Source organism: Fictibacillus arsenicus (assembly GCF_001642935.1).
Classification (GTDB): domain Bacteria; phylum Bacillota; class Bacilli; order Bacillales; family Fictibacillaceae; genus Fictibacillus; species Fictibacillus arsenicus_B.
The window spans coordinates 1,290,722-1,312,335 of record NZ_CP016761.1 but is presented as its reverse complement, the minus strand read 5'-3'; the positions used below and the strand labels follow the sequence as shown (position 1 = coordinate 1,312,335).

General features: G+C 38.4%; 28 protein-coding genes and 1 pseudogene. 8 read left to right on the top strand and 21 right to left on the bottom strand.

The features are described from left to right. Positions 1-57 precede the first annotated feature (57 nt). A complete protein-coding gene (locus ABE41_RS06925) occupies positions 58-984 on the top strand; it encodes a spermine/spermidine synthase domain-containing protein (RefSeq protein ID WP_066287998.1) in 927 nt (308 codons plus the stop codon). 181 nt (positions 985-1,165) lie between these two features. Then, positions 1,166-1,546: an adenosylmethionine decarboxylase gene (gene speD, locus ABE41_RS06920; protein WP_066287996.1), complete on the top strand. Its 381-nt coding sequence runs from the start codon at positions 1,166-1,168 to the stop codon at positions 1,544-1,546. Positions 1,547-1,683: 137 nt separating this feature from the next. Here speD and ABE41_RS06915 read toward each other — a convergent pair whose 3' ends face one another. The 5 genes from ABE41_RS06915 to ABE41_RS06900 all read right to left on the bottom strand — a co-directional run bounded on the left by ABE41_RS06915 (position 1,684) and on the right by ABE41_RS06900 (position 4,962). After that, positions 1,684-2,616: a bifunctional helix-turn-helix transcriptional regulator/GNAT family N-acetyltransferase gene (locus tag ABE41_RS06915; protein WP_253805451.1), complete on the bottom strand. Its 933-nt coding sequence runs from the start codon at positions 2,614-2,616 to the stop codon at positions 1,684-1,686. 105 nt (positions 2,617-2,721) lie between these two features. Then, positions 2,722-3,177 (bottom strand): hypothetical protein, encoded by a 456-nt coding sequence (locus ABE41_RS06910; protein WP_066287988.1) that lies wholly within the window; start codon positions 3,175-3,177, stop codon positions 2,722-2,724. Between the two features lie 76 nt (positions 3,178-3,253). After that, positions 3,254-3,604 (bottom strand): VOC family protein, encoded by a 351-nt coding sequence (locus tag ABE41_RS06905; RefSeq protein WP_066287984.1) that lies wholly within the window; start codon positions 3,602-3,604, stop codon positions 3,254-3,256. A 98-nt stretch (positions 3,605-3,702) separates the two neighbouring features. After that, positions 3,703-3,879, bottom strand: coding sequence for a hypothetical protein (locus ABE41_RS20980; RefSeq protein WP_156774241.1), 177 nt, complete (start codon positions 3,877-3,879; stop codon positions 3,703-3,705). A 204-nt stretch (positions 3,880-4,083) separates the two neighbouring features. Then, the gene (locus ABE41_RS06900; protein ID WP_066287980.1) at positions 4,084-4,962 is read right to left on the bottom strand and encodes a LysR family transcriptional regulator; all 879 of its coding nucleotides are present in this window, start codon (positions 4,960-4,962) and stop codon (positions 4,084-4,086) included. A gap of 116 nt (positions 4,963-5,078) precedes the next feature. On the opposite strand from ABE41_RS06900, the gene ABE41_RS06895 reads away from it, so the two are divergent. Beyond that, on the top strand, positions 5,079-6,170 hold the full coding sequence (locus ABE41_RS06895; RefSeq protein WP_066287976.1) for a citrate synthase/methylcitrate synthase: 1,092 nt from the start codon (positions 5,079-5,081) through the stop codon (positions 6,168-6,170). A gap of 47 nt (positions 6,171-6,217) precedes the next feature. On the opposite strand, the gene ABE41_RS06890 is transcribed toward ABE41_RS06895, so the two are convergent. The 4 genes from ABE41_RS06890 to ABE41_RS06875 all read right to left on the bottom strand — a co-directional run bounded on the left by ABE41_RS06890 (position 6,218) and on the right by ABE41_RS06875 (position 8,899). After that, positions 6,218-6,724, bottom strand: a complete 507-nt coding sequence (locus tag ABE41_RS06890) for an SRPBCC domain-containing protein (protein ID WP_066287974.1) — start codon at positions 6,722-6,724, stop codon at positions 6,218-6,220. Positions 6,725-6,819: 95 nt separating this feature from the next. Next, positions 6,820-7,152 (bottom strand): ArsR/SmtB family transcription factor, encoded by a 333-nt coding sequence (locus ABE41_RS06885; RefSeq protein WP_083207701.1) that lies wholly within the window; start codon positions 7,150-7,152, stop codon positions 6,820-6,822. Positions 7,153-7,464: 312 nt separating this feature from the next. Continuing rightward, a complete protein-coding gene (locus ABE41_RS06880) occupies positions 7,465-8,373 on the bottom strand; it encodes an aminoglycoside phosphotransferase family protein (RefSeq protein WP_066287972.1) in 909 nt (302 codons plus the stop codon). Continuing rightward, on the bottom strand, positions 8,357-8,899 hold the full coding sequence (locus ABE41_RS06875; RefSeq protein WP_066287968.1) for a P-loop nucleotide/nucleoside kinase family protein: 543 nt from the start codon (positions 8,897-8,899) through the stop codon (positions 8,357-8,359). Before ABE41_RS06875 ends, ABE41_RS06880 begins: the two co-directional genes overlap by 17 nt. Before the next feature lie 100 nt (positions 8,900-8,999). Here ABE41_RS06875 and ABE41_RS06870 point away from each other — a divergent pair, with 100 nt between their 5' ends. Beyond that, a complete protein-coding gene (locus ABE41_RS06870; RefSeq protein WP_066287965.1) occupies positions 9,000-9,227 on the top strand; it encodes a hypothetical protein in 228 nt (75 codons plus the stop codon). Between the two features lie 89 nt (positions 9,228-9,316). Beyond that, positions 9,317-10,249, top strand: a complete 933-nt coding sequence (locus tag ABE41_RS06865) for a sigma-70 family RNA polymerase sigma factor (RefSeq protein ID WP_066287963.1) — start codon at positions 9,317-9,319, stop codon at positions 10,247-10,249. A gap of 23 nt (positions 10,250-10,272) precedes the next feature. On the opposite strand, the gene ABE41_RS06860 is transcribed toward ABE41_RS06865, so the two are convergent. Both ABE41_RS06860 and ABE41_RS06855 read right to left on the bottom strand, forming a co-directional pair. Continuing rightward, on the bottom strand, positions 10,273-10,995 hold the full coding sequence (locus tag ABE41_RS06860; protein ID WP_253805450.1) for an alpha/beta hydrolase: 723 nt from the start codon (positions 10,993-10,995) through the stop codon (positions 10,273-10,275). A gap of 13 nt (positions 10,996-11,008) precedes the next feature. Continuing rightward, complete coding sequence (locus ABE41_RS06855) at positions 11,009-11,569, bottom strand: AAA family ATPase (RefSeq protein ID WP_066287960.1); 561 nt, start codon at positions 11,567-11,569, stop codon at positions 11,009-11,011. 406 nt (positions 11,570-11,975) lie between these two features. Here ABE41_RS06855 and cyoE point away from each other — a divergent pair, with 406 nt between their 5' ends. Next, entirely contained in the window at positions 11,976-12,884 is a 909-nt protein-coding gene (cyoE, locus tag ABE41_RS06845; RefSeq protein WP_066287955.1) for a heme o synthase, read from the top strand. A gap of 31 nt (positions 12,885-12,915) precedes the next feature. On the opposite strand, the gene ABE41_RS06840 is transcribed toward cyoE, so the two are convergent. From ABE41_RS06840 to ABE41_RS06805, 8 genes and pseudogenes are all read right to left on the bottom strand, one after another. Next, positions 12,916-13,107, bottom strand: coding sequence for a hypothetical protein (locus tag ABE41_RS06840; protein WP_066287952.1), 192 nt, complete (start codon positions 13,105-13,107; stop codon positions 12,916-12,918). Between the two features lie 41 nt (positions 13,108-13,148). Then, positions 13,149-13,661: a hypothetical protein gene (locus tag ABE41_RS21365; RefSeq protein ID WP_253805449.1), complete on the bottom strand. Its 513-nt coding sequence runs from the start codon at positions 13,659-13,661 to the stop codon at positions 13,149-13,151. A gap of 57 nt (positions 13,662-13,718) precedes the next feature. Next, positions 13,719-14,027, bottom strand: a complete 309-nt coding sequence (locus ABE41_RS06830; RefSeq protein ID WP_066287947.1) for a hypothetical protein — start codon at positions 14,025-14,027, stop codon at positions 13,719-13,721. 139 nt (positions 14,028-14,166) lie between these two features. Beyond that, entirely contained in the window at positions 14,167-14,973 is an 807-nt protein-coding gene (locus ABE41_RS06825; protein WP_066287944.1) for a DUF817 domain-containing protein, read from the bottom strand. Between the two features lie 42 nt (positions 14,974-15,015). Continuing rightward, a complete protein-coding gene (locus ABE41_RS06820) occupies positions 15,016-15,234 on the bottom strand; it encodes a helix-turn-helix domain-containing protein (protein WP_066287940.1) in 219 nt (72 codons plus the stop codon). A 9-nt stretch (positions 15,235-15,243) separates the two neighbouring features. Beyond that, the gene (locus ABE41_RS06815; protein ID WP_066287937.1) at positions 15,244-15,723 is read right to left on the bottom strand and encodes a DUF2975 domain-containing protein; all 480 of its coding nucleotides are present in this window, start codon (positions 15,721-15,723) and stop codon (positions 15,244-15,246) included. Between the two features lie 442 nt (positions 15,724-16,165). Continuing rightward, positions 16,166-16,714, bottom strand: a complete 549-nt coding sequence (locus ABE41_RS06810) for a GNAT family N-acetyltransferase (RefSeq protein ID WP_066287935.1) — start codon at positions 16,712-16,714, stop codon at positions 16,166-16,168. Between the two features lie 24 nt (positions 16,715-16,738). Continuing rightward, positions 16,739-17,173: pseudogene (locus ABE41_RS06805) on the bottom strand (NUDIX hydrolase); the annotation flags it as partial. Between the two features lie 101 nt (positions 17,174-17,274). Here ABE41_RS06805 and ABE41_RS06800 point away from each other — a divergent pair. After that, positions 17,275-18,354, top strand: coding sequence for a nitric oxide synthase oxygenase (locus ABE41_RS06800; protein ID WP_066287929.1), 1,080 nt, complete (start codon positions 17,275-17,277; stop codon positions 18,352-18,354). Between the two features lie 72 nt (positions 18,355-18,426). Here the strand turns inward: ABE41_RS06800 and ABE41_RS06795 are convergent, their stop codons facing one another. Further along, positions 18,427-19,059 carry a LysE family translocator gene (locus tag ABE41_RS06795; protein ID WP_066287926.1) on the bottom strand — a complete coding sequence of 211 codons (633 nt, stop codon included), beginning with the start codon at positions 19,057-19,059 and terminating at the stop codon, positions 18,427-18,429. 184 nt (positions 19,060-19,243) lie between these two features. Here ABE41_RS06795 and ABE41_RS06790 point away from each other — a divergent pair, with 184 nt between their 5' ends. Next, a complete protein-coding gene (locus ABE41_RS06790) occupies positions 19,244-19,915 on the top strand; it encodes a hypothetical protein (RefSeq protein ID WP_066287924.1) in 672 nt (223 codons plus the stop codon). 23 nt (positions 19,916-19,938) lie between these two features. On the opposite strand, the gene ABE41_RS06785 is transcribed toward ABE41_RS06790, so the two are convergent. After that, positions 19,939-21,426 (bottom strand): DHA2 family efflux MFS transporter permease subunit, encoded by a 1,488-nt coding sequence (locus tag ABE41_RS06785; protein WP_253805448.1) that lies wholly within the window; start codon positions 21,424-21,426, stop codon positions 19,939-19,941. Positions 21,427-21,614 lie beyond the last annotated feature (188 nt).

The window sequence follows — 21,614 nt, the reverse complement described above, 5'->3', positions numbered from 1 at the left end:
CATATTTTTTCATATACTACTCAAAATATGTGAATTTTTATGAAAGAAGGATGAAAAGTGACTGATAAAAATCTATTCAAAAAAACAACACTAGCCGGCGGTGATATATATGATAAACATAGCCTCATGGAAATAAAAGCTCAAAATCACAAAGTACTTTTCGAAGGCAAAAGTAGATTCCAAGATATTAATGTACTAAAAATTTCGGATATAAGAATGTATTTAAATGAACAATTACAATTCAGTTCCCTGGATGAACGTTTCTATCATGAAGCACTCGTCCATCCTGCAATGAGTTTGGCATTTAGCAGAAAAAACATTTTAGTCCTAGGTGGCGGTGACGGTCTTGCCCTAAGAGAGATTTTGAAATACCCGGACGTTAATACGGTTGACCTTGTCGATATTGATTCAGAAGTAATCCATGCTGCGAGCAGTGTTCCAGAGCTATGTGAGTTAAACGAATATTCTTTTCATGATCCAAGAGTAAGAACTCTTATCCGTGATGCACAGCATTTCATACGTTCAAATACGCGTCAATACAATGTAATCATTGTTGACTTTCCAGATCCAGCAAATATTACGCTAAGTAAATTATACACAACAGAGGTTTTCACTCGCCTAGCTGGGTTTCTAGCTAATGGTGGAGTTTTAGTATCTCAAGCTAATTCTCCCATTGATACTCCGGTTGTCTTTTGGAGTATCGGAGAAACAATCAGCAATACCGGCATGACAGTAAGTAGCTATCATACGATTATACCTTCTTTTGGTGATTGGGGATTTCATTTAGCAACAAGAATACCAAGTATGTTCACGGAAAGAAAAGTATCCATTAATGTTCCTTGTCGGACACTACCAGAGAATCTAAATCACCTTTTTGAATTTGGTCAAACCTCCCTTGCTCACCGTCAATCTGCAACAGTTAATCGTATGAACAGTTTAAATCTCCACCAAATTTATCAAGAAGAAACAGACCCATATCAATAAGATAAAACATTTTAGAGGTTGCCCTTAAAATGAATATTTTTTAGGGCATCTGTCTTTCATACAATTTTTTACGGATTTTTGGGTTGTATATAAATTAGAAATTTTTTTGATATTTAGAGGAGGGAGATTTCCCCTTTAATTAATTGATTGAAATAGTTGTAAAGGTAGGCGTTTATAAAAATTGATAATAAAAGGAAACCACATCACAATTGATGCATTTCATTGTGATCCACAAATTCTTAATAACGAAAATTTACTTGAAGCAGAGATGATGAGTATTGCAAACCGGTTAAATATGACCGTTTTGAACCGCTGTTTTCATAAATTCGATCCTTACGGTGTTACAGGAGTGCTTATCTTGTCCACTTCACATATGTCTATTCATACATGGCCGGAAAAAGGGTATGCCGCTTTAGATATTTACACTTGTGGAAAAATGCACCCTTCGCTAGAAGTAAAGAATATACTGAGTTTTTTGTCTGCAGAATACGGCATTGTATATGATCTTCTAAGAGGAGAAAAAGAAATTTCACAACCTGTTACAAGTATTATTAGGTTGTAACTAAATTCTATAATAGAAGGAAGCCCCGGATATGTGTCAGAGTTCTAATCTCTAATAGTCAGTAATAAATCCATATTAAGGACAAACACAAAGGGCTACCTTCATGCTACATAAACACTTGTCTTTCTTATACCCCTTTACGAAATTCCTTTCATGTCCAAATCCCAACGTTCTTCTATTAATTTCGTTCCAGTCCACTCTTCATTTGGTTTTTCTTCTGTAAGTTCAAAATTATATTTTTGATAGAGATATCGGGCTGCATGCAACGTGCTCACCGTCCATAAAAACACATGCTGATAGCTTTTCTCCTTGCAGAAATGAAGGGCTGTTTCCATGAGCTTTTTCCCGATGCCCATGCCCTGATAATCTTCGTCCAAAATAAACCATCTTAGCTGTGCCGTATTTTCACTCGACTTCGTAATGGCAATGGAACCCACTATTTGGTTATCCACTTCAGCGACCCATAACTCTCCCCCATCTGAATTGAGCATGAATTCTGTTAAGCCTTTCATAACGTAATATTCAAACTTCGGACCAAACTTATAGGTATGATCGTATAACCTTCCATGCAGGTAGGCAATGTATCCGACATCTCCAGAACGAAAAGGTCGAATCACGATTTCCTTCTGAGATGAAGTTTCTTGTGTATAAATGCTTTTTATTGCTCCCATCGATGTGACTAACTTAGTTAATTCTTGTTTAGGCACGTTCTCAATCATTTTTTCCACACCATGATTTGCACGTTCAACTAAATCGTTGTAAACTTGTTTGCCGTATTCAGTCAGGTAGAGGGAATACTGCCGTTTATCTTCGAGTGACTGGTTTTTTATCGTGATATTTTCGTCTTCGAGCCGTTGGATAATCCGGCTCATATAACCTCGGTCAATCCCAAGATTTTCTCTTACATCGGTTGCCGTACAGCCGTTTTTTAAGTGGATTTCAGTTATGACTCGTGCCTCGGTTAGCGTAAAAGATTGATTATAAATCTCTTGATCAATCTTACCTAGAACACTCGCATAATATCTGTTGAAATTACGTATTTGTTCAACATAACGTTTACCATCCATCATGAGCCCTCCTAAATTGTCTGAAATTATTAATAGTTTAAACTCCATTAGTTGACTTAGTCAACTAATTTCAAAAAAAAAGACGCCTCCTTATGTGTGCGCCTCTATTCAACAATTTTTAGGACATTGCTTTATCGGATCTTGAGATAGTTTACAAATCGCTTTATGATTGTCGGAAACATCCAGATAAAGCGAATCATTCTCTCCAATGTAGATTGAGAATACATCTACTTTGCACCATAGTGCACCAAAAATAGTATTAATTTGACCTGGAACTCCTGCTGGAAGATCAAGAATCTGAATGACCTTTTTTTGATTAAAACATACCCCAAAATCCCTAAGTATGGCGATAACTGTATAATAATCATCTTTGGTTTGTGACTCAGTTGTACCAGGTACTAGTCTGACCATATTGAAATTTCTTTTTGTCGGAAAAACACTTTGCTCATATCCATTAATATTGATTCCCTGATTAGCGATCTCACTTAAGATGCAGCTTAGTTTTTTATCGCTGACACAAAACGAGAATTGAGTTTTCAAGCTGTATTGCAGTTGATTTGGCATAATAAAAAATCTCCTTTAAAAGGCTATAATCTTGTATATGCCAAAACCAGGAATTATGTTTGGACAATCTGTGAGATCATTTCTCCCAAAGTTCAATCCATCTTCCTTCAGGATCAGCAATCCAAATAAATGTTCCATATTCACTTTTTTCAGGTTCTTTTAATAAGGGGATTCCCACCTTATTGAAGTGCTCCATCCAAGCTTCAATATCTTCCACTTGAAAATTCAGCATGACAGATTGATTTTCCGGAAAATAATCGCTCTGTTCTTTAAACAAAGAAAAGATCGTTTCATTGTCAGCATCTGGCTTGATAATCGTTCCATTCCAGTCATCCATAGAAATACCAAGCGTTTCTTTATACCAGTTTTTTAATGCTGCAACATCTTTTGATCGCCAAAACACTCCACCGAAACCCTTGATTTTCATCCTTTAGACCTCCACCAAGAAATTTTAAAAGACGTACAATCACACGAACTTGTACGTCTTTCATTTCCTATTTTACTGTACTCGTTGAGGGATTAATATCAATCACCTTTTGCACGCAGAACAATAGCTCCCGATCTTACAAAATGCTTTAACGAATCGTTTACTTTCGACGTTTCTCTTTGGTCTAAATAAAAATTTTGCTGGCCTGCTCTACTCACAAAAAATACAGCTGAACTCATGAAAAACACAATAAAAGCAATGATTACCCACAACATTTTAACCACCCTTTCTTTTTTCTAAAGATCCGGTGTTCAACTCTCAGGTGTCATTTCCTATATTATACATTTAACCGCCTGCATTTTACATAATTTTCAATAAAATTTCTATCAAAAGCGGATGGGCTCGCCACTTGCTAGGTTTATCGCTAGCCTGGTTGTCAGTTTAAATAACTTTCCTATGCTCGTCAAAAGGTCTTTCCGTCAGAACCGGAAATGTGAGACGAACTCTACAAATTCCTTCTGTCTTGTATGTTCATATTTCATAATGGCATATGTGTTAGCATCAGGTAATGAAATGGAGTGACAATCCACCTCTAGCAGCGTACCCTCCAGCAATTCTCTCCGAACGGTTGAGATTGGCAAAAAAGAAACACCTAGTCCTTCTTTAATAAATCTTTTTGTGATATGAACCTGGGAAACTTTCATCATTCTTTGAGAGGGATAAATACTTTTAATCTTCTTTAATAAGACATCCCAATAACCTGGGTGATTGTTCGTGAGCAAATAATTCTTGTTTAATACTTCTGCTTCATCAAGCGGCGGTGCGGATTCTGAATCTCTTCCGTCCTGTGCCGTCACCAGGATCAATTTGTCTTGATATAAAGGTTTGCAAACGAGCTCTGGATCCGTGCTATTCAAACAGGACAAGCCGATATCTACTTCCTCCTCCAGAACCGCTTTTTCAATATCAATAGATTCAATGATCTTCACATTAATCTCAACATTAGGATTTTTACTTAAGTATCTTTTTAACACAGAAGGCAGGATCGTATCTGCGATTAGTGGCGAGATGGCGATGGAGAACTGGGAAGTATAGCCCTGACTGAGAGATTTCATGTCCTCTAAGCCCCGCTGGTAAACGTGGATCAGTTCCTTCGCATGAACGAGATATCGCTTGCCTTCTTCTGTCAGTTTTATTCGTTTTCCATCTCTATGAAAAAGAACAGCACCCACTTCTTTTTCCAATGATTTAATATGAACCGTTACGGATGGCTGAGAAATGTATAGAATCTCTGCTGTTCTTCTAAAATTTTCACATTCTGCAGCAGTTATGAAAGTAGTCAGCCAATTAAATTCCATTCTAACTCCACCCCTTCTTATTAAAAATAGTAAATAAACTATTTAATAAGATTTAATTTTCTTAATTACTAATCTACCATACAATGATAACAAATCACTAAGAAGGAGATGAAGATATGCAAAAAGGGTTAAAGGGCATTATTGCTGCCGAAACAGCTATCAGTCATATCGATGGGGATGAGGGAAAACTTATTTACCGGGGCTATGAAATAAACGAACTGAACAAATATAACTTTGAAGAAGTTGCTTATCTTTTATGGCATGGGAAGTTCGCAACGGATAAAGAATTGAAGCATACAAAAGAAGAATTGCGCAAAAATCGCGATCTGGATCAACACCTCATAGAAATCCTAACCTCACTTCCAACAAATATGGATATGATGAGTGTTTTAAGAACTGTCATTTCTGCATCGGGGACTTCAGACTTTAACTGGAAACCTACCATCTCACAAGCTATGAAACTTACATCGATCATTCCAACAATCATCGCATATAGAAAAAGAAATACAGAAGGTCTGCCGTTTATTCCACCTCGTCAAGATTTGTCTCACGTGGAAAACTACCTCTACATGTTAAATGGCATCATACCAAATCCTGCACAAGTTAAAGCACTTGAAAGCTATATGATCTTAACTTTGGAACATGGCATGAACGCATCCACCTTCTCTGCCAGAGTTACGGCTTCAACAGAATCCGATCTCGTTTCTGCCATCACTTCTGCTATAGGGACCATGAAAGGACCGCTTCATGGAGGTGCTCCTTCGGGTGTAATTGACCTTTTAAACGAAATTGCATTAGTTGGGGATGCCGAACGAGTCATTCGAAAAAAGCTTGATCAAAAAGAAAAACTTATGGGGTTCGGACATCGTGTGTACAAAACCCACGACCCGAGAAGTATAGCTTTGAAGGAAACCTTGCTTGAACTAGTCGGTCAGGACGAATGGCTGGATTTGGCGATAGAAGTTGAGGAAATTGCCGTTAAGCTTCTGGAAGAATACAAACCCGGCAGATCACTTTATACGAATGTAGAGTTTTACGCAGCGGCCATCATGAAATCCATTCATTTGGATCCATCACTGTTTACCCCAACCTTCACCGCCAGCCGAATTGTAGGGTGGACGGCACATGTTCTCGAACAAGCAGAGGACAACACGATTTACAGACCACAATCTGCCTATGTAGGCAAATTGAAAAACAAACAAGTTTAAATGAAAAAGGCGCACTGACCACTTCTGGACAGTACGCCTTCCTTGATCTATTGAATTCTTTCCAAGTGTGCTTCGAGTTTATCCCACGTTTCGGTAAAACCTTGAACGACACCCATATCGAGCACCGACTTCAAAGCTTCTTCTGAAGAGAATTGTGTATGACTCACGATTTTTGTTTTTCCTTCATGTTCGATCAATGTTAAGATAACTTTCATTCCTGGCATGGTTTCGTTTATCGTACCTTCTTCGTCTGAGAAAAAATCTTCGTAGACAATTCGCTCCGGCTCTACGATTTCTTTGTAAAATGATTTCCCCCAAGACTTCATGTCACCATCAGGAGATTCCATGCAATAATGCCACGATCCGCCTTCACGGAAGTCCATTTTACTTACGGGGAGCGTCCAATGATTCGGTCCCCACCAATTTTTAAGGTGTTCAGACTCAGAAAGAACCTGGAAAACAAGATCCCTTGGAGCATCAAAAACCCGTGTGAAAATCAGATTATTGCCTTCAACCGTTTGTGTCATTGAATTCTTAACATTACTTTCAGCCATTTTATTTCCTCCTAAAAGTTAGTGTTTTAAAGAACTTTACAACTAAAAACGGCCCTCCCTTATTTTGGTGTGCGGAAAGAATTGTAGCTATTAAACTATTCGCTTCGTTTATTCTTTTTTTTCCTTTGAAGTTCCTGCAGATAATCGTCCAACCGATCAAACCGGTCTTCCCAAAGTTTTTGAAAAGATTGAACCCATTCGTTCATTTCCTTGAGCGGTTCCGCTTTTAATTTGTAATAGCGTCGATTGGCGATCGGCTGCACTTCGACGAGCCCGGCTTCACTAAGTACTCGGAGGTGTTTGGAAACTTGAGGCTGATTCATTCCAAGTTTGTCGGTGATCTCTCCTACTGTTAAGGAACCATCACGTAATAGTTCAACAATTTGCAGGCGGTTTGGCTCGGCGAGAGCATTTAATATTGTATTCATGTTTATAATATACACCATAAGGAATATACGTGTAAAGGAATATTTAAAATTCATTTAAAATATTATCAACAAATATCGCTTTACGGTACGTGTTCTTTTATTAATTACACGTTCGCCCAATAACTCAGAGTTACGCCCCAACTCCCCTTTGTTTCACCCCGTTATGGTCTAGTTCCACCCGGTGTCTCCCTAGTTACACCCCATATCTTCTTCATTCCACCCGATCCACTTATAACAGCTACTTAATATGAACAAAGACTGCCATTTTAAGTACTAAAGGAGTACATTAAGGGCAGTCTTTTTAAAAAATTATTAATGCGATATGTTTTCTTTGGATAAAAGCTCATTAAATACATCAATCGTGCTTAAAAATGCTTCATTGTAATTACCGTCCTCTATCGTCCAGCACGTAGATAAAACTGCATGAGAGAACCCCCTTAACAACAATCTCTTTTTGTCCAGGTTAAGTTCTTTCACGAAAATATCTATACGTTTTTCAATGGTATCTTTTACATTCGTCTCTGGCAGTTTGTTCAGCAGATACTGAATCACATCATACTCCCTATCTCCAATTAAACCTTTTGGATCAATTGCCACCCAAGAATCGCCATCCTTAAGTATGTTGTAATGATGCAGGTCTCCATGAAGCAAGTATGGGTTGCTTATCTCACTATTAAGCTGTTCAAAAATCAGCAATGCTTCTTGAAGCGTCTCTTTGGAAATTTGCTCAAAGCCATCCGGATTGTTTTGGATGATGCGCTTCAAACTATACTCCCTATCGGTTACCGTCTGTATATTGGTACCCACTGGGGCTGCAATCCACAAGCTCTTCATGATCTGTGAAGCAATACGAGCTGCTTCCTCATCACTTTCTATTTCTGCAAGCATTACACCAGGACTCAATCGTTCCAAAATCATGACACCAATTTCTGTATCATATTCCAAAAGCTTAACCATCCCTTTGCCCTTCATTCGCTTAATGGTCTCAAGTTCAGTAAGGAATTCTTTACGAGAAAGTACAACCTTCAGCACCACTTCTTCACCATTGTTTCGGATAGCAGGTGCGACAAAATTGTAGGATAGATCAAAAGGGTCTTGGACTTTAAGCTCCCAACGCTCTTCATAATCAGCAACCATCTTATCGAAATTTCTCAGCCACTCATTGGCATTTTCTTTATGAATGCTTTTCATGGTCCTGACAAATTTATCTGGTAATCTCATAGTTTCTCTCCAAAATGTAATGAATAACTTCATCAATATAGTTCTCTATCGGTAAATTTGTATTTACTTGCAAACACTTGTGATTCAGAGGTTTTTTGCTATTATGCAAGCCATAATTGAACATTTCTTGATTCGTTTCTTTAATTTGGCTGATCATTCGATTACGGTTCCTTAACCGTTCATTGATTTGATTATAATCATTTAAAATGCATTCAACATACTTATAGCTTGCTTCATACTTTTCTGCTAGTTGAGTACCTTTTTCTATCATTTCTTTATAAAAACAAGGACTATCAAAGACTACGCTATTGCCATGGGATAACTGAGCTTCAATTAAAGACCAATCAATATTGTATGAAATCTTCCCTGCAAGGTTCGGTTCCAACGTGTTTTCATTTATAGAGTGTAACAACGCAGATTTTACAACATCATGATCAATCACAACCGCACCTGTACGTTTTCCTATTTCTCTAGCAAGTGTTGACTTACCTGCACCTGGGAAACCGGCCATTTGAATAAAAAACATGTTCTGCACCTCGATTTAGATTTTAGAGAAAAAAATATATTAAGAGGAAATTGTTCTGTAAAAGAGAATACATCTACTTCGATTATAAATAAAAAGGGGTATGAAATTTGAATTATTTTTTATCGGTAATGTTCATAGCTGTTATTTCACCTTTAATGAAATGATGATTCATCTTTGTGATTTAATAGACAGAGAAAGAAATTCACCATACATGGTCCAGCTGGCTATGCAATTAAGTGCTGGCTTCCCTGACAAGGGGGTCAAAATTAAATCGGATGGAGAAATAATTGAGTTCATAAAAGAAGACACGGATCCGATAGACAAATAAACATAAATTAATTTTCATAAAAGCGTTTAATTCTTTTCAGCACGTTCGTTATACATATAGATTCGAATTTTCTATAGGAGGTTTTATTCTTGCCACAATCTAAAACAATTAGTTTGTATGAACAGTCACGTGAGCTTCAACAACAGTTTCAAACCATGATTGATGAAATCGGGAGTGATCTTTGGAAGTACTGCCGGTATTTGACGGGCTCGCCTTGGGATGGGGAGGACCTATTTCAGGAAACGGTACTTAAAGCAATGGGCGGCCTTTTTACACGCTGGCATCCTACTAATCTGAAATCCTATATGTACAGAATGGCAACCAACACCTGGATCGACCACTGCAGAAGAGAAAAGCGAAACTTAGGTTCACTAGATGAAGCGGAAGAACCACAAGAAGCTTTCACAGACACGCTCGAATTAGAAGAAGCACTTGAAAAGCTCTATCATCTTTTCACACCAAGACAAACCGCCGTTTTTTTGCTTATGGAAGTCTTTCAATTTAAAGCAGAAGAAGTGGCGAGTATCATCAAGACGACTCCTGGTGCAGTTTATGCCACAACCCGACGGATGAAGGCAAAACTGAAAAACGAGGCACCTTCACCATCTAAACAAACAAATGAAACAAAGGAACAGAAAAACGAAATTATATCTGCCTATTTAAAAGCCTTTAATCAAGGAGATTTAGAAGGAATATTGGCGTTATTCGGTGACCATGTACATTATGAAGCATCTTTAGGATTCTTAGAGACGACAAAAGACGAAATGCGCGAAGGCTCTCTCATGTATGGCTTACCTCGTCACCACGCAAAGGAATTTGTATTATGGGGGAAACCAGTGATTGTCGTGTTAGCTGATTCAAATCAAGGTCCTCTCGTACACGACATACAATATCAAGATGTAGAAAATGAGAAGATCGTCTACCACAGAAGTTATTTCTTCAGAAAGGAATTTATCCTAGCCGCATCAAAAGAATTGGGAATTCCTCCTCAGCTGGATAAAGCACCCTTAAATTGGACGTGAAATCATAGAGTAAAAAGCCGATTCTAAAGACTTGAATCGGCCTGATTCATCCACTCAATGACTTCATCAACCATTTCAGAAGTGAATTTATGATTAACATCGTTATGTATATTAAATGTAACTCGGCTATTTTCATCATTTTGTAAGAGATAATCATAAAAATACTTCTGCCCTTCAATCGGTACTATAGTATCTTTATCCCCATGAATCAGCAGTACAGGAGAATTACTTTTCACTTTCCCTATAGGATCATACTTTTTAAACAGGTCTAATTCTGCTTTAGATAGAAAATCTCGATTATCCATTTTTCTAAATAATTTTTCTGTAAACAGAAAAGATCCTGAACCGTTCACACAGACTAACCCCGCTATTTCAGGGTGAGCCGCATAAATACCGCTGGCAATAAACCCTCCCATTGAACTTCCTACTAGAATAAGTTTCTTCTTCTCTAGCTTTAATGCCCGTGTAAAAGCTTCAAACTCATTAATACTTTTAAAAATTGTTTCCCAAAAGTACTTCTGCATCGTTTTCTTGTCAAAAGGGTTTTCCAACGGGGACCGCGTGTCATGATAGATTAACTCTGGAACAATCGTGTTAAACCCTTCTTTCGCTGTTTCTTCTGCCATTTCATAAAAGCTTTGGCCTCTGCCACCCCAGCCATGATAAATAATTACTGTGTACTCTTTTTCATTTCCTTTTTCCGGTTGAAACAAGGTAACCGGAAAATCTTTAAGCTGCATCTTCATTTCATTAATCCTTTCAAAGATTAAAATGTTCTTTTATTTGTTTAGCCACTTCTTCCGGACTCAAATCTTTGTTATGGATACGCAGGTAATTCTCTTTTTTTATCTCGCCTTCAAAAGAATTCATCCGGTATTTGTCCATTGAAGTTTTCAAATCGTTTTCAGACCATTCGATGTTTCGTTTCGTCGGTTTGTGTTCCAGTCTGTGAGGTGTTATGTTTCGTTTCAGCCTCTCATCCAGGTCCGTCTCCAATTCAACAAAATAGATGTCTGCACCCTCAGCCTCAAAAATTCCGCAAACATCCTCAACAAACTTCCAATCCGACTCATAATTAAAGGCCCATACATATGTAAAAATCATTCCGTAGTTTTCGCTCTTGGCAAACTCCTTAAAGATCTCAGATCGAAAAAGGTTCACGAGCCGTTTTCCTTCTTTCGTTCCATAATCAAAAAACTTTGTCACGAGATCGATCGTCATATGATTATGAAAGAGCTTCAGATCGGTAACCTTCTCCAATTCATGCCCAACGGTCATTTTACCAACAGCTTGAGGACCGAATAATAAAACCAGCTTCATGATGCTTCCCCCATTTGTAAAAAGTATTACTCCATATGCTACTATGAAAATGAACAATATTCCATTGTTTAGGAGAATCTGGGTGTATCCAAAATTAGAATTACATGTTGTTTTAAAAGTTGTTATTGAAGAAGATATTGAGCCAGCGTTTATTCGTGAAGTAAAGGAAGAAATAGGACCGGATTTAAAACCCCCTCTTTTTCCCCAAGTCAACATGCAAACTACCCTATCACATAACCCTCACATAACCCTCACAAAACGTTCACAAAACTCTTTTGTAATGTGCTTCCTGTTGTTCTATCATTTGTACTGGGAAAAGATTTAGTGCTTTAATAGAGATGTATTTAAGGTTACAATTAATTGGTTAACCTATAGAGATAAATATATGAAGATGGTGTCTTGTAGAATGGAAAGAAATTTGGAAAAACAAAAGATGTCAGCTGTCCTAGGACAAACGGTCAAAACAGGGATTATTAAATCAAACCTTGTACCGATGTTCGCTGGATTGACCCTGGCATTATATACGTACGATATTGATCCTGGTGATAAACTGTTAGATGTCTTATTCGTCTTGATCGGTACAATCCTTGTGATTGGTGCTGCGGGGACTTTTAATAATATTTATGACCGCGATATCGATGCAATTATGGAAAGAACGAAGGTAAGACCGACTGTTACGGGTGAGATCAATGTGCGTTCAGCATTAACTCTCGGTATCGTGATGGCTGTTCTCGGTATGATTGCTCTTGCTTTTACTACTCCGCTCGCTGCAGTGTTAGGTTTTCTTGGTCTGTTCTTTTATGTTGTACCTTATACAATGCTAACGAAACGCAGAACGATCTATAACACAGAGGTCGGCTCTATATCGGGTGCGATGCCTCCACTGATCGGTTGGGCTGCGATGACCGGAACACTTACTCATCCAGCCATTGCTGCATTATTCATCATTCAAGTAATCTGGCAGATGCCGCACTTCTATGCGATTGCGATCCGCCGACATGATGAGTACAAAGCCGCAAAAATTCCGATGCTTCCGGTTGTAAAAGGTGTTAAGAGAACGTATACCCAAACCAACATTTACTTAGTGTTATTGAGCTTAACAAGTTTTCTCTTTTTCCCGTTAAGCTTGGGTCTGACGCTCGTTGCCCTTTTACTTAATGTAGGCTGGCTCGTACTCAGCATCTACGGCTATAAGAAAAATAAGGATTCAGAGAAATGGGCAAAACTGCTCTTCATCTACTCGCTGATCCACATGACAATTCTGTTTTCGACAGTTATCGTTTACTCCCTAGTTGGGATCTTCATCCTTAAATAGCAAGCAAAAAAGCCTGCGCAGCCAGGCTTTTTTATTTTTGAAAATTATTTTGGTCTTGTTTTCTTTTGCTCTGATAATAGACTGCAGCTAAAAGGAAAAGAATTCCGATCCCGTATCCGATTGTAACTGAGAATTTAAATGCAGCCTTTAAAGCATAACCACCCATAATTGAAGAACAGAATAGTAGTATAAAAAATGTTACGTAATTAAGGTTGCGTCTCATTACACCACCCCCCCTAATCCATAGTAACAACAAACAACGTTTTAATATTCCATTGAATTAGCCGTTTTCACAACATCTTCAATCGTGTATTCCTTTTCAATTTTTGGTGCTTTGATGAGCATAACTGAGTAATATACCCCGTCTTTTTCCCATCGAATTTGTTTAACATTTTCGGCATTACCATCTATCAAAGCCTTAGTACCGTCCTTTAATTTAACGGTCTTCATTTCTTTACCATCACTCGACCATGTACTATTTTTATTATGATAAGTGGTAACGTGAAGATTAACTCCTACTCCATCTCCATAAATAAATTCAGTATGAATAATATCTCTTTTTGGGTTACCTGGCATATCTCCAGCATAAGTTAAAGCAACATTTTTTGGCTCAAAGGGTAATTCAGTAGGAGCCGCTAATTTTTCTTGAACACTTTCAGGAAATTGTTCTGCCACTTCTTTTATTTCCGGATAATTTTCTTTCAACTGCTCTACTGCAGCATTACCATTACAGGCAGTTAATAAAAGGATAAACAGGATTATTAGGATTCTTTTCATTCACCAAACCCCCTTTCTATAAATATACAGGTCGGTTTCCATCACCATAGATCCGTGTTATGCCATATAGTATAGGCCTGAGACAAGTAAAGATAAGAAACAAAACAATCCAGATGCAAGCGTTACTGGATTTATCAAGGGCCAATTGTCTTCGATTGGCGCATCAAAACCAAATCTAGCTCTTTGATAACCAGTGAAGTTTCCTGTTTTGCCTTTAACGTTAAGAAGAAAGATTATTAATACTGAAAATGTTAAAACACCAATTGTAAAGAATGCATCTACCCAATAAAAATCGTATTTTATGTACACGAAATAAACTAACAACACTTCAATAGTTAATGTAGTTATAAACTTTACTTTTTGCATTTAAACCTCCCTCATTTGTTAATTTTTTCCTATATAATTCTTTTTTGCTTAAGAGAAATCCTTTTTCTTTAAACCTTAATCATTTATATATTCTTCACATCAATAAAAAAGTCAGATCCTTACTACGGATCTGACTTTTTTAAATGGAGTTTTTATCAATATAAAGATTACTAGTGTCTACACTTGTAGAATTGCCCTTAACCCGCTTCAACGTTGCTACGATAAGAAAGCTGACGATCACTAACAAGAGCCATGAGCTCACCTTTCCAAGATGAACGAGACTCCATGCTTCGGTTTGGTTCGGATATTCCCAAGCTCCAAAGAACGTCGCGATATTTTCGGCGATCCATATAAAAAATCCGATCAGCACGAAAGAAAGTGAGAGTGGCATGCGGTACCGAGTTCCATTCACTTCGTATGTAACCCATGATTGCCAAAAGACGATGATGACAAGTCCAGATAACCACCAACGAACGTCAATCCAATAATGGTGGGTGAAAAAATTTAAATAAATAGCAGCTGCAAGTGATACTACTGCCCAAAATGGAGGCCACTTCACCAATTCAACATCAAATCTCCTCCACGCCTGGCATAGATAACTCGCTACACTTGCGTACATGAATCCACTGTACAAAGGTACTCCAGCTATTTTGGAATATCCTTCTCCTGGATAAGACCACGAGCCCATGTGCACTTTAAAAAGTTCAAGAGCAAGACCAATAAGATGGAACAACGTGATAACCTTCAGTTCATCCCTTGTTTCAAGCCCAGAACGCACCATTAACCACTGCATGAGCAGACAGATGATGAGCAGCCAGTCATAACGCGGCAGGAAAGGAAGCGGAAGAATCTGTGTAATAGCCAATGAGGCAAAGATTACGACAGGAAACAAACAGGATAGGGCCTGCTCCCATCCAAAACGAACAAGCTGTTCTAATGCTCTCATGATTTATGCCTCCGCAGATTTTTTTATAGATATAAAACTGCCTTAAAGGCTGTCTTCGTCATTTTTGTACTCTAATATATCCCCGGGCTGACATTCTAAAGCTTTGCAAATCGCCTCTAAAGTGGAAAGCCGAATCGCTTTTGCTTTTCCATTTTTCAATATAGAAAGGTTAGCCATTGTTATTCCAACCCGCTCCGACAGTTCTGTTACACTCATTTTCCTTTTAGCCAGCATCACATCGATATTGATTATAATCGCCATGTTTTCACCTCAGACCGTTAAATCATTTTCTGATTTTATATCGATAGCATTTTTTAACAGCTTTTGAAGAACAGCTGCAAAGACTGCGATCACCGTGCTGCCAAAAATAATGACCATTCCGATTAATATCATACCTGGGGCATCGTCTACCTCCGCCATAAGATATATGAGTGGCATAAATAGCACAAATAAGGCGCTGATGGTGATGGCACAGTATTTGATATTCTGTATAGATCTTACTGATAATTCCGAGAAGGCTTCGTTCTTGTCAATGTAGCTTAAAAGTTTAAAAGTTTGGAACAGTGCTGCGAAAAATACGATTGCTGTTGCATACAATCCGATTAAAAAAGGATATTGCAAAAAATCTAACGTTGGATTTAATTCTGCAAAAAATTCAGCGATCTCAGGCAGCACAAATATACACAATGCGAGAACAGGTAGTCCCATAAGTATAATAACGAATTTTAAAAAGAATGTTTCTCGTTTCATAAAAAGCACCTCACCTATTGATTATGCATTTCATTTTAATACATAATTTATCGATTTACAATAAAATAATATTGAATCTTATTATATTATTATTGAAATAAATTTATGCTTCTTGAATGAAACAAAAAATAAAAAGCATTTCTCATTCAAGGAAATGCTCTTTAATGTCTTAACACTTATTCAATTAATAACTTGCGCAGCTAGCCTGAGACCTGTTGAAAGACTAAACGCTTGGATCAGACTTTGATCCAAGCGTTCTTTTATTGTGCAAAAGTATAGTTATGATGTTTTATGATCCTTCAAATTTATTTATGAGCCTTCAAAATTTTTTATGATCCTTCAAAATTATTTATAGGCTTTTCGACAAAAGACGATTCGTACACAACTGGGTTGGAGGAATAGCACTTCCTGCTAGAATCAATGTATTCATGAAGACCTCAGCTTAATCTTGGAGATCTTCTTTTAAAAGTGAATACATATACAAGTCATCAAATTTACCGCATGTATATTCGTAATGTCTTAACAAACCTTCTCGCTGGAAACCCCTTTTCTCTACCAATCTTTGTGATGGCAGATTAGCAGGTTCAATCAAAGCCTCTATGCGCTCCAGTTCTAGTTGTTGAAATCCGTATTTCACAACAGCTTCCAAAGCTTCACGTGCGACCCCTTTTCCCCAATACTCTTTGCTCAACTCGAAACCCACTTCTGACCGATAATGCTTGGACACTCTATTCAGAAATCCGCAGCTTCCTATCACTCTATTATCTTCTTTCAGCGTGATTCCCCATCTGATCCCTGTGCCATTTTTAACGATAGATTCATACCAGGTTATTTCATCATACGCATCTTCAATAGATTGAAAGGGTTCTAACCCCATATGTTTTACAACTTCTGGCTCAGAGAGATACAATAGCATGTCTTCTGCATCAGCTTTGGTTACTTCTCTTAAAATCAAGCGCTCGGTCTCAATAATCGGAAATTGGTTGTTCATGTTAGATATCTCCTTTTCTCTCATTCTTGTCAGTCTTTTATGTAATTCCCATAGTGCTGTTCGATTGCTGTCCCATTTAAGCTCTCTAAAGGCTTCTTCATAACTCATCCATTTAAAGGCAGAGTGTTCCTTTGATAGCAGTTACTCCCCTTCAGAAACGTCTACTCCAAATGAGTATTCCTTAGTTACATAAAAGTCCTCACCCCACAAGAACTCTCCAACAACATGTTCTACGGGCAATGACGTGATTGAATCTAACATCATCAACTTGCAGGATTCAGTGAGTCCAGTCTCTTCGAACACTTCACGTCTTGCTGCCTCGAGCGGTGTTTCTTCATCTTCCCCACCACCCGCGATTCCTTGCCAATAATGCAAGTCTGCTCGTTTTAGGATCGCATAGTCAATGATACTTCCTGTCATCCTGTAAGGCAGAACCAAAACCTGGAACGGAGCTCGCATACCTTTTCCTCCATGTACGTTTTTTGTAACAGTTTAAAGCGCTAAACACGGTAAAACTCGGCTATTATAATAATAACTTATTTTTAGCTGGGGGCTTTATTTTGAATACCACTCTTTTACAAGAAGCAAAAGAATTTATCACATCCTGTTATCAGGAGTTAAATAGACCGCAGATTGAGATCGATGAACGAATAGACTCGATCACGAAACAGATCGAATCAACAGGAACCTACGAGCACACTTCATTTGAAATTGATTATGGCGCAAAAGTGTCTTGGCGCAATAGCAATCGATGCATTGGACGGCTTTTCTGGGATCAGATGCACACTTTTGATAAAAGGAAATTGAAGACAGAAGAAGAGATTTTCGAGGCGATTTTAGCGCACATGGCGTATGCAACAAATGGCGGGCGAATCCGTCCTTCGATTTCAGTATTCGCACCTCAAAAAGAAAACGAGCGGATCAGTATCTGGAACCATCAGCTGATTCGATATGCCGGCTACACCACACCGGATGGAGTACTTGGTGACCCTGCTTCTATCTCTTTTACAGAAAAATGCATGGAGCTTGGCTGGGAGCCAAAGTACGGAAAGTTCGATATTTTGCCGATTGTTATTCAGATCAATGATCATGCACCTAAACTGTTTGAACTGCCGAAAGACGCTGCTCTTGAAGTAGAGATCCGTCACCCTGAATATAAATGGTTTGAAGGCCTGCACCTTAAATGGCATGGTGTTCCTTTCATTTCAGATATGGCTCTTGAGATTGGCGGAATCCGTTATTCGGCGGCCCCTTTTAACGGATGGTACATGGGTACGGAGATCGGCGCGCGTAATCTGGCGGATGAAGACCGGTACAACATGCTGCCGCAGATCGCTTCACTCATGGGCCTCGACACGAAAAGTTCGATCACATTATGGAAGGATAAAGCTCTCGTTGAGCTTAACATCGCCGTACTGCACTCATTCCGCGAAGACGGCGTCAGCATCGTGGACCATCATACGGCGGCACAGCAGTTTAAGAAGTTTGAAGAAAAAGAGATCGAGAGCGGCAGACCGGTCACCGGCAATTGGGCATGGCTCATTCCACCGGTTTCCCCTGCCACGACTCATATCTTTCATAAGCCTTATAAGAACGATATTGTTAAACCGAATTATTTTTATCAACCGAGACCTTATTAATCAATAAAATAGACGTTATACAAAGACCCTTGATTGATGTTGATCAAGGGTTAATTTTTTACAACAAACAGCTTAAGTATGGGACTTTTCTAATGCTAGTTTGATTCCAAATCCTATCAATATTGTACCTGTGATTCCTTCAATCATATTTTGTGCTTTAGGTCTTTTCATAAATGCACTGATCTGATTAATTAAATAGACGTAAAGTAAAAACCATATGGAAGTTAATACAGTATAAGTGATACCCATTATTAAAAACGGTATAAAGGTATTGCTTCCTGGGTCAACGAATTGAGGCAAAAAGGTTAAGAAAAATACGGCAACTTTCGGATTGAGGATGTTGGTAAGGAACCCTTGTTTAAAACAAGATGTGTTTTCAAATTGTTTATCTGTATTCATCTCAACACTTGCTGCTTCTTCTCTTTTCTTCAGAGACCATAATGTTTTAACACCCAAATAAATTAAGTAAACAGCACCAACGTATTTGAAAACAGAAAATAATAACGCTGATTTAACAATGATTGCTGAAAGTCCTAATACAGCTGCAGAAGTATGGATGAGAAGCGCACAACAAGTACCTAAAGCTGTTTTCAGACCACCATTTCTCCCAACGGTGAGTGTATTTTTGGTAGCAATCGCAGTATCGGGACCGGGTAAAATAATTAAAAAAATACACATAAGGATAAACAAATAAAAGTTTTCCATTTAGTATCACCTTTCTAATTATGATAAGACCTTCTGAATATATGATTCTTCCAATTTATTATAAATAAAAAAGGAAATCAAATAGAATTTTGATTGGCTTGTTTAAATTTGCGCTTATATTAACCCTTGATTGTTTTATAGAAAATGAGGAAGATTAGGGTGTATCCTTAACGATTAACAGGAGGTGTTTGAGATAAGTCCCAATCGGAAGCTTCATATTCTAAACGGCCAAGAAATGTACAGGCATTTTACAAAAACACAATTCCTTGAAAATGAACTGAAAATCCCCTTTAATGAGGCGATGTGCTTTGGAAACACGTCAGATGACATCTTTTCAAACGAATTTGCAGAGATTCGTTCTAAGTTTCATCACGTGACACTTGATGAGTATACTGAGATCACGTTAAAACCTCTTCAGCCACTCTTTAATTACGAGTTTGAAAGCATCGAACTATGGTTTGACGCTGATATGTTTTGTCAGATCAATTACCTGACGATTCTAGCCTGGCTGGAGCAGACAAATCATCAAAGTACGATTACACTTCATATTGTAGATGACCAGTTTGAACCTATCGAAAATTATTCATTAGAAGCTCAAGGATATTATGAACTTTACAAACAAGTTTTGATCCATAAGACGAGCCCTGAAACGATTGATCCTCCCCCTCTAAAGAAGGGAGTCCAGCTTTATTTAAATTACTTAAAAGATGACAGTGATATCATGCAGTACATTCAGCAAAATCAGCATCTCACAGAAAACGAACTTCTGATGGAACTTCTAAACAATTTTAAAGAATATGGTCTAGGGGATCTGCAATACTTGGATATGATTAAAAAAAGCCGATTATCTCTGTAGTAGTGAGATAACCGGCTTGTTATTTAGTTTGCAGTTCCTTGCTCTGCTTTCAATGCATGAGCCTGTGGGACCGCACGTTTAATGAATAAGGAAACGATCCATGCGATCGCAACTAGTCCAAAAGCGAGTAAGAATGCGCTCTTCATTCCAGCAATCATCGCTAGAATCTGCATGGTAACTCCATCTTCCTTCATTCCCTGACTCTCCAAATAGCGAGCAGAACTATTGGTCATGATTGAAACAAGCAATGCCGTTCCAACCGCACCCGCTACCTGCTGAAGTGTACTGATGATTGCGGTCCCATGAGGATACAACGGTGGCGGCAGTTCGTTTAGAGCGTTGGTCATTATCGGCATCATGACCATTGATATTCCTAACATCAGCAGTGTATTGAAAATCATGATGGTGATGTATGGAGTGGTTAAGTCGATAAAAGCAAACTGCCAAAGCGTGTTGGCAATCAGCCCTAATCCGATCAGAGCAAGCCACTTCGCACCGAATTTATCAAATAAACGACCTGTTATCGGAGACATGATTCCCATAACAATACCGCCTGGCAGCATGATCAAACCTGCTTTCAATGGACTGTACCCCAACGCGTTCTGAAGAAAGATCGGCAGCAGCATCATGGCTGAAAACATCGACATCATAACAATCATCATGATTACCGTCGACATCCTAAATATGCTGTATTTAAACGTCCGAAGATTAAGCAGTGGCTCTGATATCGTTAGTTGTCTCCAAGTAAATAACACTAATGAAACAACACCGATTGCAATTGGAAGCAAAACGTCATTGCTCGACCAGCCTCCGTGCCCTTCACCAGAACTGCTGAACCCATACACAATTCCCCCGAAACCTAACGTTGAGAGCAGAAGCGAGATCAGATCAACCTTTGGATTCGTCGTTTCAGTAACGTTTTTCAATTTTGCATAAGCAAAACCAATAACTAAGAGTGCAATGGGCAGCACACCATAAAAGAGTACTCGCCAACTGAAATGCTCGACAATGATCCCTGAAAGAGTAGGTCCGATTGCTGGAGCAAAGGTAATCACAATACCAATCGTCCCCATAGCCGACCCCCTTTTTTCAAAAGGAACAACAGAAAATACCACATTCGTGAGTAAAGGAAACAGCAATCCCGTACCCGACGCCTGGAGCAGTCTTCCGAGCAAAAGGAATTCGATCCCTGGTGAAATGGCCGCTATAAATGTTCCCAGAGTAAACAATGACATCGCCCCGAGAAACAAGCTTCTTGTTGTAAACCGCTGAATGAGATAAGCAGTAACCGGGATAAGAACGCCAATAACAAGAAGGTATCCCGTCGTGAGCCATTGCGCCGTACTCGGTTCGATTCCAAAGTCGGCCATTATTTTTGTCAGAGCAACGTTAAGCAGCGTTTCATTTAAAATGGCCACAAATACACCGAGAATCATAATCATAACTAACAAAAAGTTGGCTCTGCTTCCGAACGTTCCCCCGGTTTCAGTCGAATGATCTTGATTTTTCACTTTTTCTCCTTCCATTCACATGGATTGCACAAACTCGCGCGTAATCCATTGAAATGACTTATTAATTGTTGGTTCTTCGTTATTAATGAAAAAGTCTGTATTAGGATTAACACATTTTTAACAGAACAAACATTCGCATTCAATACTAGCACAAATATGAAGAAACTGACAATCATCCTTTTGTTGGA

Coding starts and splice junctions, on each gene's coding strand:
- ABE41_RS06915 (WP_253805451.1), bottom strand. CDS start 2,616: ATGATGGATGGTAAACGTTATGTTGAACAAATACGTAATTTCAACAGA.
- ABE41_RS06910 (WP_066287988.1), bottom strand. CDS start 3,177: ATGCCAAATCAACTGCAATACAGCTTGAAAACTCAATTCTCGTTTTGT.
- ABE41_RS06905 (WP_066287984.1), bottom strand. CDS start 3,604: ATGAAAATCAAGGGTTTCGGTGGAGTGTTTTGGCGATCAAAAGATGTT.
- ABE41_RS20980 (WP_156774241.1), bottom strand. CDS start 3,879: ATGTTGTGGGTAATCATTGCTTTTATTGTGTTTTTCATGAGTTCAGCT.
- ABE41_RS06900 (WP_066287980.1), bottom strand. CDS start 4,962: ATGGAATTTAATTGGCTGACTACTTTCATAACTGCTGCAGAATGTGAA.
- ABE41_RS06895 (WP_066287976.1), top strand. CDS start 5,079: ATGCAAAAAGGGTTAAAGGGCATTATTGCTGCCGAAACAGCTATCAGT.
- ABE41_RS06890 (WP_066287974.1), bottom strand. CDS start 6,724: ATGGCTGAAAGTAATGTTAAGAATTCAATGACACAAACGGTTGAAGGC.
- ABE41_RS06885 (WP_083207701.1), bottom strand. CDS start 7,152: ATGAATACAATATTAAATGCTCTCGCCGAGCCAAACCGCCTGCAAATT.
- ABE41_RS06880 (WP_066287972.1), bottom strand. CDS start 8,373: ATGAGATTACCAGATAAATTTGTCAGGACCATGAAAAGCATTCATAAA.
- ABE41_RS06875 (WP_066287968.1), bottom strand. CDS start 8,899: ATGTTTTTTATTCAAATGGCCGGTTTCCCAGGTGCAGGTAAGTCAACA.
- ABE41_RS06870 (WP_066287965.1), top strand. CDS start 9,000: ATGAAATTTGAATTATTTTTTATCGGTAATGTTCATAGCTGTTATTTC.
- ABE41_RS06860 (WP_253805450.1), bottom strand. CDS start 10,995: ATGAAGATGCAGCTTAAAGATTTTCCGGTTACCTTGTTTCAACCGGAA.
- ABE41_RS06855 (WP_066287960.1), bottom strand. CDS start 11,569: ATGAAGCTGGTTTTATTATTCGGTCCTCAAGCTGTTGGTAAAATGACC.
- cyoE (WP_066287955.1), top strand. CDS start 11,976: ATGGAAAGAAATTTGGAAAAACAAAAGATGTCAGCTGTCCTAGGACAA.
- ABE41_RS06840 (WP_066287952.1), bottom strand. CDS start 13,107: ATGAGACGCAACCTTAATTACGTAACATTTTTTATACTACTATTCTGT.
- ABE41_RS21365 (WP_253805449.1), bottom strand. CDS start 13,661: ATGAAAAGAATCCTAATAATCCTGTTTATCCTTTTATTAACTGCCTGT.
- ABE41_RS06830 (WP_066287947.1), bottom strand. CDS start 14,027: ATGCAAAAAGTAAAGTTTATAACTACATTAACTATTGAAGTGTTGTTA.
- ABE41_RS06825 (WP_066287944.1), bottom strand. CDS start 14,973: ATGAGAGCATTAGAACAGCTTGTTCGTTTTGGATGGGAGCAGGCCCTA.
- ABE41_RS06820 (WP_066287940.1), bottom strand. CDS start 15,234: ATGGCGATTATAATCAATATCGATGTGATGCTGGCTAAAAGGAAAATG.
- ABE41_RS06815 (WP_066287937.1), bottom strand. CDS start 15,723: ATGAAACGAGAAACATTCTTTTTAAAATTCGTTATTATACTTATGGGA.
- ABE41_RS06810 (WP_066287935.1), bottom strand. CDS start 16,714: ATGAACAACCAATTTCCGATTATTGAGACCGAGCGCTTGATTTTAAGA.
- ABE41_RS06795 (WP_066287926.1), bottom strand. CDS start 19,059: ATGGAAAACTTTTATTTGTTTATCCTTATGTGTATTTTTTTAATTATT.